We start from the raw sequence: 11,795 nt of genomic DNA, 5'->3' as shown, positions 1-11,795 counted from the left end.
CAAACTCTCTCTGTAGCGCAAGCATCCCGCACCTTATCTTTTTTAATCACAAAAAACAAAGCTGATGGAAACTAAACCACCTCTACCGCCCTTTACGTTGGAAACGGCTAAAGCCAAAGTTCAAGCTGCTGAAGATGCCTGGAATACTCGCGATCCAGAACGAGTAGCCTTAGCTTATACGGAAGATTCTCAGTGGCGAAACCGTGCCGAATTCTTCAGCGGACGGGAACAAATCAAGGCTTTTTTAGGACGAAAATGGGCAAAGGAATTAGATTACCGTTTAAAGAAAGAACTGTGGAGTTTTACAGACAATCGGATTTCTGTTCGCTTCGAGTATGAGTGGCACGATGATTCTGGGTACTGGTATCGCGCCTATGGTAATGAACAGTGGGAATTTGCAGAAAATGGGTTAATGCGAAGACGTGAAGCTAGCATTAATGATGTTCCCATTCAAGAGTCGGAACGGAAGTTTCGATAAGATCTATCTGTGAGTTTTTAGACGCATAAACCTGGCTTTTTAGGAAAATATGCAGGTTTGTAGTCAGGACTTTAGTCATGATTGACTAAGGAATGAGAATTAAATAACTTAGAATTTTGATGGTTCTTGTGGGATGGGCGTCCCGCCCGTCCAGAAAGGGCGGGCGGGACGCCCAACCCACTTTCAAGAGTGTAAATTATTTAATTCGCGATCCTAAACGCCAGAAAGAGGACTAAAGTCCTCACTACGAACGAAAGGTTTGTAGTAAGGACTTGAGTCATGATTAGAACTCTTGCAAAAATACAAAGCACCATACCCCAACCCTCCTCTTTAATCAGGGGAAGAGGCAAGATTATTCTTGTTTCCCCCCTTAATAAGGGGGGACTAAGGGGGGTGAATTTGACTTTTGCAAGAACTCTATTGATTAAACGCCAGAGAGAGGACTAAAATCCTCACTACGAACGAAAGACGCCCAATTGCTCAACTCTACTCAATCGCAAAGCAAACTCGGAGAAGTCAGCACAAAGACATCCCTGGTTCCCACCCCTTCAGATTCCGGTTTAATCGGCGTAGTAAAGTGGAAAAACTCGTGGTCGTTAACTAACAGCAATTCTCCCGGATGCAGAATTTTATTAAAAACAGGCTTCTCTTTTTTAGCCAAGTACAAATGCGTTTCCCCGCCTACAATATTAGTTCTGTCAACCGAGAAAATCCCGATAAAGTCAGTACCGTCTTGGTGAATGCCTTCCGGTGCGGGGTTGCCGAAATTGTTTGGCGAACAAGTAGTCCTGATTTGATGGATGCCGATTTCAGCTTCGGGGTGAATTTTGCAGGAATCGAAAAAAGCAAAAATCATCTGTTTGAAATTATCGAGGGCAATTAGTCGATCGTCCAATTCGGCAAATTCCCGCCTGATATCACCCACTAGCGGATTGTATGTTTTGCTTTGATACAAATAGCCGTGAGGTAACTTAACTAACTCATTTCCGTTGACTGCAAACCGCGATAATCTTCTCGAACGATACTTACCTTTCACATACGGATCGACAGGCATATCGTCAAAAAATTCCTTGAAACCTTCTAGCTTAATCGAGTTTACTTTTTTGAAAGTAAACATGAAGGCATAATCCAAATGAATGGATTCTAATACGGTTTTCATAGATTTTACTCCCTGAAGCCTTGCTCCCCTCCCTAATTTTGCCTGGAGGAGGTGTATGCTTCTACTCTAGCGCAGGATTTTTGTATGTGTCGTAAAAGACACTACAAAAATTGCAAAGATATCGTAAAGCTTGCAAGATGAATCCGGGGGCTGGTTCTTCTTTTAATCGAAAATCCCAAATCTAAAATCTAAAATCGATTGACTGCTTTCACCAGCGACTGACAGGCCCGCAGGAAAACGGCAACATCGACCCCAAGTGTGACGTACTGAACGCCAGCATCAATCCACTGCTGGGCGATTTCGGGGTTTTCGGCAAAAGTACCGGCGGCTTTGCCTGCTTTGCGGATGGTTTGCACTGCCTCCTGCATCATGTCGATGACGCGGGGATCGCGGACTTGGCCGGGAATGCCGATCGACTGTGACAGATCGTAAGGCCCTAGAAAAATCACGTCCACCTCTGGGACAGTAACAATTTCTGCCAGGTTGTCGATGCCGCCTTTGCCTTCGACATGAATCACAACTAAGGATTCTTCGTTGAGTTTGTCGGTGATATTTGTACCTGCGGCGGTGTAAAGTCCCGCCCGCGTAGCAAAGGAAAGGCCTCGCGTGCCCAGAGGACTGTATTTAGCGCTTTTGACAGCGGTTTCGGCATCGATTTTGCTTTCAATTTGAGGTACTTGAACGCCTGCACTCCCGATGTCGAGAGCTCGTTGAATTTGCGGCCCGTCGTTTTTGCTGACACGAACAATCGGTGCAATTCCGGTACAGTCGGCGGCGCGACACAAATCTTCAGCAGCAAGCGGGTGCAGGGGCCCGTGTTCCATGTCGATAACGGCAAAATCCAATCCAGCGTGACCGCAGATTTCTATGAATGCGGGATAAGGGCAGTTCATAAATAAACCGAGGACTGTTTCGCCTTGTTTAATTTTTTGTTTCAGTTGGTTTTGACGCATGGGTACTCCCGGAAAATTGAGTTTTTTTACCGCTGATGCAGCCAGATTATTTTAAATAATACAGCTAAAATGTTGTCGTGATAAATTACTTTATGTTAACAAAATAGACAAAAATTTTGTAGCTGCTTTCGCTTCTATCTTAAAGGGAATTAAGCACAAAAGCCAGCCCAAAATAAACATTCCTAAAATTGGTAAAAATATGGCTCCCACGGATGGTTCTACTAACCAAGCAAATAAAGAAAACATTCCTATACTGCCAGTTGTCCACAGCCAAAGAATCAGAATTCCTATAACTGTTGTATGTAAACTCATCCTAATTCTGATGGAACAACCGAACTGTTGATTATGTATATCTCCTTGTATAATTGGGAACAATAAATGTCTCCCGATGATGATGCGATTAATTTTGAATGTTTGGCCAGAAATCGTTCCTTCATAGGGTTTTGCAGGGGGTGGACAAAAGGGTATAATTATTCTAAAAACTTTGGGAGGAGTAACAACTTCGTCTAACCTGCGTAAAACTTCCGAATAAGTTAAACTGGTGGTAATTGTTAAACTCTCAAAAGGAATCAATGACCTAAAAAATTTGACGATTTTGAGCATAAGGTAGATCCGGCTGTTCAATAGTTGTTGCTGGTATTAATGCCTCTTCTCTAAAAAAGTTTTCCCTGACAACACCGCGAAATACCAGTATACTGCAAAATAAACATTTAGATGGGATGAGTGTTTTTCGGGCTATGTCAAAATTAATTCCACAATCTCCGATGAAACTTCGACAGTATCTATTTTTGCTCAAAGGTCGATCGATCCTTAGCCTCACCCTCGGCATAATTTCCGCGATAGGGAGCATTTCGCCAGTATTTGCCGCACCTCCGCGTAATCCAGACAATGCAGAAACTTGCGACATTCTAGTAGCAGGCGGCGGGCTCGCAGGCGCTGCTACCGCTTACGAAGGTTTGCTGGCGGGGCGCACAGTTTGCCTTACTGAAATTACTGACTGGGTAGGCGGTCAAATTTCTTCCCAGGGAACTTCCGCACTCGATGAAAGAGAGACTCAGCGATCGCTCTTATTTTACCCCCGTGGCTACCTAGAATTGCGGGGGCGGATCAAGGAACATTACGGCCGGCTAAATCCCGGAGGCTGTTGGGTTAGCTATTCGTGTTTCATGCCCTACGACGGTCACAAAATTCTATTTAACATCTTGCAGGATGCCGCTAGAAAAGGCAAAGGCACGCTGAAATGGTTTCCCAATACAGTTATTAAAGAACTAGCAATTACTCCTGCTGTGGCGGGGAATACGGTTGGCGGTCAACAAATTAAAAGTGCGATCGCCATTCAACACAAACCCGCCGCCAACACCGGGCCAATCAACACCGAAACTCTTTCTCAAACTATCGAAGATGCCTATCGCTACGAAAATTCTCCGCGCTTTAACAAAACTATTATTCAGTTTATTCCTAAAGCATCTGGACCCCCCCCTAACCCCCCCTTGCCAAGGGGGGGGAATTCCACAAGTTCCTCCCCTTCTGGCAGTAGGGGGGGTGCTGATTGGTACGTTGTAGATGCCACTGAAACAGGTGAATTGATCGGACTTGCCGATGTTCCCTACCGCCTCGGAATTGACCCGCGTTCCCCTCTTGAACCTTCCTCCCCCAGCCCCACCGGCGATGCTTACTGCACTCAAGGTTTTACCTACACCTTTGCGATGGAGGCAACGAAGGAACCGCAGCAGCATCAAGTGCCGTCTTTTTATCAACAATACGCTCCTTACTACAGTTACGAATTGCAGAGATTGGCCAGCTTTCCCTTAGTTTTTAGCTACCGCCAAATCAGGAGCATGAGGCCTGATCAAAAGCGACCTTCAGACCCGAAGCAATTCCCAATTTATCCGGGGGATATTTCGATGCAAAACTGGACTTGGGGCAATGACTATCGTCCCGGCAATTCTCAAGATAATTTAATTTACACTCGCGAGCAGTTGCAAGAGTCCGGTCAACTGCAACCGGGGGGATGGATGGGGGGTTTACGAACGGAAAGTTTGCGCCGGGGAGAGGAAAATGCCAAAGGATTTTTTTACTGGTTGGTAACAGGAACTACTGACTCGCAGCTAGGAGATGGAGTGAAAAAGCCTTATCCAAACAATCGTTTTTTGAGCGGGTTGGATTCGCCGATGGGGACGGTGCACGGACTTTCTAAATATCCTTATATGCGGGAGGGCCGGCGCATTATTGGGCGGCCGAGTTTCAATCAGGCTCAAGGTTTTACGGTGTGGGAAGTTGATATGTCTCGCACTGACTTTACGGCTGATTTTTACCGCCAGAATTTGTCGGAGGAAGAGTATCGGAAGTTGTGGTTGGCTGTCGGTGGTTTGAATGCGCCGGCTTTGGCTGTGGGAAGTCAATCTGTTGAGGATACAAAATCGCGATCGCGCGCTACGATTTATCCTGATTCTGTGGGTATCGGTCATTATGCGATCGACTTTCACCCCTGCATGACTAACAGTCCCCCGGAAGCACCGGGAAATACCGAACGGGAAGGCACTCGCAAAGGTCAAGGGCAAGCTTATCCCTTCCAAATTCCGCTGCGGGCAATGATTCCTCAGAAAATTGACAATATGTTAGTGGCAGGTAAAAGTATTGCTGTTAGCCACACAGCGGCCGCTGCTTATCGAGTGCATTCTTTTGAATGGTCTGCAGGTGTGGCGGCGGGAGTTACGGCTGCTTTTTCCCTAGAAAAGGGGATTCTCCCTTATGAATTAGTGGACGAATTGCCGTCCCGCGAGCCAAACTTGGAAGTGTTGCAGTTGCGGTTGCAACAAAATGCTAATCCGATCGCCTTTCCGGGTACTTCTATCTTCAATAGTTCGTGGCAAAATTGGAAATAATCGCAGTTGGTAATCTGTAGGGCGGACATCCTGCCCCCCCTACAATAAAATTCACTCTTTGTGGAACAGGGTGGAACAGGCTTTCGGGCTTGTTCCTGACACCCCACAATTAACTGCTTACCAAGAAGAGCCTGCTAACGAGTATAAAATAACCAAGAACTCCGTATCTGATAAACAGCAATTTGTCATCTATCTTTCAATAGAAGCAATCAGACACTGCTTTAGTCGGATAATATCAATAATCTCCAAAATATTCCCCCCTTCCCCTTCAAACTCCCCAAAGGTAACGGTCATGTCAACTGCACAGATAACAAGCCCCAATTCCAATAATGCTTATGCCAAACAGTTACTCAGAACCTTAGTAGCTGTCAAAAAAGGGGACTTTTCAGTTCGGATGCCCATAGATCAGACTGGTCTAGCGGGGAAAATTGCTGACGAACTTAACGAAATTATCGAGCTCAATGAGAGAATGGCGGCCGAACTCGATCGCATCGGCACAGTTGTCGGTAAAGAAGGCAAAATCGCCCAGCGGGCCACGATCGGCAGCGCCGAGGGGTCATGGGCAGCTAGCGTCAACTCTGTCAATACCCTAATTACAGATTTAGTGCAACCAACCTCTGAAACCGCCAGAGTAATTCGGGCCGTAGCAAAAGGAGATTTATCGCAAACCATCGCCTTAGAAATAGAGGACAGAGCCCTCAAAGGAGAATTCCTCCAAACAGCGCAAATTGTTAACACAATGGTAGACCAGTTGAGCTCCTTTGCGTCGGAAGTAACGCGGGTTGCTAGGGAAGTAGGAACCGAAGGGAAATTAGGCGTGCAAGCTGAAGTGCGGGGAGTTGCAGGAACCTGGAAAGATTTAACGGATTCAGTTAACTCGATGGCGGGGAATTTAACAGCCCAAGTCCGCAACATTGCTGAAGTAACAACTGCTGTGGCAAATGGCGATTTATCCAAGAAAATTACTGTCGATGTGAAAGGGGAAATTCTCGAACTGAAAAACACGATTAACATCATGGTGGATCAGTTGAGTTCCTTCGCATCTGAAGTAACACGGGTGGCGAGAGAAGTGGGAACGGAAGGTCAATTAGGCGTACAAGCTGAAGTGCGAGGAGTTGCAGGAACCTGGAAAGATTTAACGGATTCAGTTAACTCAATGGCGGGTAATCTTACCGCACAAGTACGGAACATTGCGGAAGTGACAACGGCTGTGGCAAATGGCGATTTATCTAAAAAAATTACAGTAGATGTTAAAGGTGAAATTCTGGAGTTAAAAAACACTATTAACATCATGGTGGATCAGTTAAACTCCTTCGCATCTGAAGTAACGCGGGTGGCGAGAGAAGTAGGTTCCGAAGGCAAACTTGGCGGTCAAGCAGAAGTTAAAGGAGTTGCAGGAACTTGGAAGGATTTAACTGATAGCGTTAACTTCATGGCAGGCAGTTTGACAGCACAAGTGCGGAACATCGCTGAAGTAACAACCGCTGTGGCAAAGGGCGATTTATCAAAGAAAATTACAGTAGATGTTAAAGGTGAAATTCTCGAACTCAAAAACACCGTCAACACGATGGTTGACCAGTTAAATTCCTTCGCATCTGAAGTAACCAGGGTTGCTAGGGAAGTGGGAACAGAAGGGAAATTAGGCGTACAAGCAGAAGTGCAGGAAGTAGCAGGAACTTGGAAAGATTTAACGGATTCAGTTAACTCAATGGCAGGGAATTTAACAGCCCAAGTGCGGAACATTGCGGAAGTGACGACGGCTGTGGCTAACGGTGACTTATCTAAAAAAATTACGGTACAGGTTAAAGGCGAAATTTTAGAACTGAAAAATACCATTAACGTGATGGTGGATCAGCTTAATTCCTTTGCATCTGAAGTGACGCGGGTGGCGAGAGAAGTGGGTTCGGAAGGTAAACTCGGCGGTCAAGCCGATGTCCGAGGCGTAGCAGGAACTTGGAAGGATTTAACGGATTCAGTTAATTTTATGGCTGGTAGTTTGACCGAACAAGTAAGGAATATTGCTGCTGTTACGACTGCTGTGGCTAATGGCGATTTATCAAAGAAAATTACCGTCGATGTAAAAGGCGAAATTCTCGAACTCAAAAACACCGTTAACACGATGGTTGACCAATTAAATTCCTTCGCATCTGAAGTAACTAGGGTTGCTAGGGAAGTGGGAACAGAAGGGAAATTAGGCGTGCAAGCTGAAGTACGGGGAGTTGCAGGAACCTGGAAAGATTTAACGGATTCAGTTAACTCGATGGCGGGGAATCTTACCGCCCAAGTGCGGAACATTGCGGAAGTGACAACGGCTGTGGCAAATGGTGATTTATCGAAGAAAATTACTGTCGATGTAAAAGGGGAAATTCTCGAACTGAAAAACACGATTAACATCATGGTGGATCAGTTGAGTTCCTTCGCATCTGAAGTAACACGGGTGGCGAGGGAAGTAGGAACGGAAGGTAAATTAGGTGTGCAAGCTTATGTGCGGGGTGTAGGGGGAACTTGGAAAGATTTAACTGATAATGTTAACTTGATGGCGGGGAATTTGACGGCACAGGTGCGGAATATTGCGGAAGTGACGAAAGCGGTAGCAAATGGGGATTTATCCAAGAAAATTACTGTAGATGTCAAAGGCGAAATTCTGGAACTGAAAGACACTATTAACGTGATGGTGGATCAGCTTAATTCCTTCGCTTCTGAGGTAACGCGGGTGGCGCGGGAGGTGGGAACTGAGGGTAAATTGGGCGGTCAAGCTGAGGTGAAAGGAGTTGCGGGAACTTGGAAGGATTTAACTGACAATGTAAACTCGATGGCGGGAAATTTGACAGCGCAAGTGCGGGGTATTGCTAAGGTTGTGACGGCGGTGGCGAATGGCGATTTGAAGCGGAAATTAATGCTGGAAGCTAAGGGAGAAATTGCGACTCTGGCAGATACGATTAACGAGATGATCGATACGCTGGCGACGTTTGCCGATCAAGTTAGTACGGTGGCGCGGGAGGTGGGAATAGAAGGAAAATTAGGCGGCCAGGCGAAGGTTCCGGGCGCGGCGGGGACTTGGCGAGATTTGACGGATAATGTGAATGAATTGGCGGCGAATTTGACTACTCAGGTGCGTGCGATCGCCGAAGTAGCAATTGCTGTTACGCGAGGCGATTTAACGAGGTCAATTTCCGTCGCCGCTGAAGGAGAAGTTGCCATTGTTAAGGATAACATTAACCAGATGATTGCCAATCTGCGGGAGACTACGCAGAAAAATACAGAGCAAGATTGGCTGAAAACAAACCTGGCTAAGTTCACTCGAATGCTACAAGGTCAGCGGGATTTAGAAACTGTTTCTAAGCTAATTCTTTCAGAATTAACGCCGCTGGTTTCTGCTCAGCATGGCGTATTCTTTATGATGGAAGCTGTGGAACACGATCCGTTTCTCAAACTGTTAAGTACCTACGCATACCGCGAACGCAAACAGTTAGGAAACAGATTCCATTTAGGCGAAGGTTTGGTAGGACAGTGCGCCCTGGAAAAGGAACGAATACTGTTGACAGAAGTGCCGGACAACTATGTTAAAATTAGTTCGGGTCTGGGAGAAGCTACGCCGCTGAATGTCGTGGTTTTACCTGTACTATTTGAGGGAGAAGTGACGGCAGTAATCGAGTTAGCTTCGTTCCGCCGCTTCAGCGAAATTCACTTGACATTCCTCGACCAACTCACGGAAAGCATCGCCATTGTTTTAAATACAATTGCGGCGAGTATGCGGACGGAAGAGTTGCTGAAACAGGCGCAATCTTTGGCTGAAGAGTTGCAAACTCAGCAAAAGGAACTAAGGGACACTAACCAGCGGCTAGAACAGCAAGCGCAGGTGCAGAAGACGAATGAGGAACTGCTGAAGAAGCAGCAGGAAGAGTTGCAACAAACGAATGAAGAACTAGAAGAACAAGCTGAATTACTAGCGCTGCAAAATAAGGAAGTTGAGCGGAAAAATCGAGATATCGAACAGGCGAGGGGGTTGTTGGAAGAAAGAGCGGAACAGTTGGCTCTAACTTCTAAGTATAAGTCGGAGTTTCTGGCAAATATGTCTCACGAGTTGCGAACTCCGCTGAATTCGCTGTTGATTCTGGCTCGATTGCTTTCTGACAATACTGAAGGCAATTTGACTCAGAAGCAAGTGGAGTACACGCGCACAATTTACTCGGCGGGAAATGATTTGCTGGGGCTGATTAATGACATCTTGGATCTTGCTAAGATTGAATCAGGCACGATGTCGGTGGAAATTGATCAAGTGCTGTTTGCGGACTTGCGAGATCATTTGGATCGAACTTTCCGCCAAATCGCCCAGGATAAGAAGTTGAGTTTTAAAATTGAGCTTGAGGGTGGGTTGCCAAAAGGTCTCTATACTGATGCTAAACGGCTGCAACAAGTTTTGAAGAATCTCCTCTCTAATGCGTTTAAGTTTACAGAGCGAGGTGAGGTGAAATTGCGTGTCGAAGTAGCGCGGGAAGGGTGGAGTTTAGAGATAGAAAGTTTAAGGAGTTCTCCTAATGTTTTGGCTTTCTCAGTTAGCGATACGGGGATTGGGATTTCTGCTGAAAAACACAGGGTTATTTTTGAGGCTTTCCAACAAGCTGATGGTAGCACTAGCCGCAAATACGGGGGCACGGGTTTGGGTTTGTCAATTAGTAGAGAAATCGCTAATCTGTTAGGCGGAGAAATTAAATTGACAAGTCGCCCTGGTGAGGGTAGTAGGTTCACGCTTTATCTGCCGCAAACTTACCAAGAATCGCGAATAATGAATGATCAGGAATCGGGAACGGGCAAGCAAATGGCTCAATTGCCGGCTGCTATTTCTTCTGCTGTTCCTTCGCCGAATTTCAACTTGCCGATCGCTCCTTATCCATCACCGATTATCGCTGACGATCGGGAAAATGTCGAGCTCGACGATCGTGTGCTGTTGATTGTCGAGGATGATGTAAACTTCGCTCGGATTCTGTTGGATATGGCGCAGGAACAGGGTTTTAAAGGTTTGGTGGCTTTGCGGAGCGATATCGGTTTGGCGATGGCGCGAGAGTTCAAGCCAACGGCGATTATGCTGGATCTAAATTTGCCTGTGATGGATGGCTGGACAGTGCTCGATCGCTTGAAGCACGATCCAAGTACGCGCCACATTCCGGTTCACATTGTATCAGTTGAAGAAGGGCGGCAGCGCAGTTTGCAGTTAGGGGCGATCGCGTACTTACAAAAGCCTGTCAGTCGCGAAGCTTTGACCAAAGCTTTGACTGATATTAAGGGGTTTGTGGAGCGACCAGTGAAGAATTTGCTAGTTGTAGAAGACGACGAAACACAGCGTCTGAGCATTGTGGATTTAATCGGTAATCACGATGTTTCTACCACGGCTGTGGGGAGTGGTGCAGAGGCGCTAGAAACTTTGAAATCGGGGCCTTTTGACTGCGTTGTACTCGATTTGGGACTGCCAGATATGACTGGTTTTGAACTGATTGAGCAGATCAAGCAAGATGCAGCTTTAAAAAGTCTGCCGATTATTATTTATACGGGCAAAGATTTGACGAGAACCGAAGAAACTCAACTGAAGCGGATGGCGGAAACAATCATTGTTAAAGATGTGCGATCGCCAGAACGTTTGTTAGATGAAACAGCTTTGTTTTTGCACCGAGTCCAAGCAAATTTGCCGGAACCAAAGCGCCAAATGCTAGAGCAATTGTATCAAACTGATTCGACCCTCGCGGGCAAAACAGTCTTGATTGTTGACGACGATATGCGGAATATTTTCGCCCTCACGAGTATGCTGGAGCGCCATAAAATGAAAATTGAGTATGCTGAGAATGGCAGAGAGGGCATTGCTAAATTGCAAAATACGCCTGACATAAATATTGTGTTGATGGACGTGATGATGCCAGAGATGGACGGTTACGAAACAATGCAAGCAATTCGTAATATGCCTCAATTTGCTTCGTTGCCAATGATTGCTCTGACTGCGAAAGCTATGAAGGGCGATCGGGAAAAATGTATCGAAGCTGGTGCGTCTGACTACATTACCAAACCTGTGGATACGGAACAGTTGCTCTCGCTGCTGCGTGTCTGGCTTTATCGATAGTCATTAGTCATTAGTCATTAGTTATTAGTCATTAGTCATTAGTCATTAGTAAGCAGTGAACAGTCATTAGTAAGCAGTGAACAGTCAACAGTCAACAGTCAACAGTCAACAGTCAGCAGTCAACAGTCAACCGTGAACAGTCAACAGTCAACAGTCAACAGTCAACAGTCAACAGTCAACAGTCAACAGTCAACAGTCAACAGTCAACAGT

The 11,795-nt window shown here is 46.0% G+C and carries 6 protein-coding genes; 3 read left to right on the top strand and 3 right to left on the bottom strand.

What is annotated here, in order from left to right; genetic code table 11:
* The first annotated feature begins 64 nt into the window (after nt 1-64).
* A complete protein-coding gene (locus QUB24_RS27685) occupies nt 65-478 on the top strand; it encodes a nuclear transport factor 2 family protein (protein WP_333156803.1) in 414 nt (137 codons plus the stop codon).
* A 490-nt stretch (nt 479-968) separates the two neighbouring features.
* Here the strand turns inward: QUB24_RS27685 and QUB24_RS27680 are convergent, their stop codons facing one another.
* The 3 genes from QUB24_RS27680 to QUB24_RS27670 all read right to left on the bottom strand — a co-directional run bounded on the left by QUB24_RS27680 (nt 969) and on the right by QUB24_RS27670 (nt 2,902).
* A complete protein-coding gene (locus QUB24_RS27680) occupies nt 969-1,637 on the bottom strand; it encodes a 2OG-Fe dioxygenase family protein (protein WP_333156802.1) in 669 nt (222 codons plus the stop codon).
* A 188-nt stretch (nt 1,638-1,825) separates the two neighbouring features.
* Nucleotides 1,826-2,590 carry an aldolase/citrate lyase family protein gene (locus QUB24_RS27675; protein ID WP_333156801.1) on the bottom strand — a complete coding sequence of 255 codons (765 nt, stop codon included), beginning with the start codon at nt 2,588-2,590 and terminating at the stop codon, nt 1,826-1,828.
* Nucleotides 2,591-2,680: 90 nt separating this feature from the next.
* The gene (locus tag QUB24_RS27670) at nt 2,681-2,902 is read right to left on the bottom strand and encodes a hypothetical protein (protein WP_333156800.1); all 222 of its coding nucleotides are present in this window, start codon (nt 2,900-2,902) and stop codon (nt 2,681-2,683) included.
* 452 nt (nt 2,903-3,354) lie between these two features.
* Between QUB24_RS27670 and QUB24_RS27665 the strand changes: the two genes are divergently transcribed.
* The gene (locus QUB24_RS27665; protein ID WP_333156799.1) at nt 3,355-5,475 is read left to right on the top strand and encodes an FAD-dependent oxidoreductase; all 2,121 of its coding nucleotides are present in this window, start codon (nt 3,355-3,357) and stop codon (nt 5,473-5,475) included.
* Between the two features lie 292 nt (nt 5,476-5,767).
* Entirely contained in the window at nt 5,768-11,584 is a 5,817-nt protein-coding gene (locus tag QUB24_RS27660) for a HAMP domain-containing protein (RefSeq protein ID WP_333156798.1), read from the top strand.
* Nucleotides 11,585-11,795 lie beyond the last annotated feature (211 nt).

The sequence above is a fragment of the Microcoleus sp. B9-D4 genome, assembly GCF_036705105.1.
Classification (GTDB): Bacteria; Cyanobacteriota; Cyanobacteriia; order Cyanobacteriales; family Microcoleaceae; genus Microcoleus.
The sequence above is the reverse complement of the archived record's forward strand: the minus strand, read 5'-3'. Positions and strand labels throughout refer to the sequence as shown.

Coding starts and splice junctions, on each gene's coding strand:
- QUB24_RS27665 (WP_333156799.1), top strand. CDS start 3,355: ATGAAACTTCGACAGTATCTATTTTTGCTCAAAGGTCGATCGATCCTT.
- QUB24_RS27680 (WP_333156802.1), bottom strand. CDS start 1,637: ATGAAAACCGTATTAGAATCCATTCATTTGGATTATGCCTTCATGTTT.
- QUB24_RS27685 (WP_333156803.1), top strand. CDS start 65: ATGGAAACTAAACCACCTCTACCGCCCTTTACGTTGGAAACGGCTAAA.
- QUB24_RS27675 (WP_333156801.1), bottom strand. CDS start 2,590: ATGCGTCAAAACCAACTGAAACAAAAAATTAAACAAGGCGAAACAGTC.
- QUB24_RS27670 (WP_333156800.1), bottom strand. CDS start 2,902: ATGAGTTTACATACAACAGTTATAGGAATTCTGATTCTTTGGCTGTGG.
- QUB24_RS27660 (WP_333156798.1), top strand. CDS start 5,768: ATGTCAACTGCACAGATAACAAGCCCCAATTCCAATAATGCTTATGCC.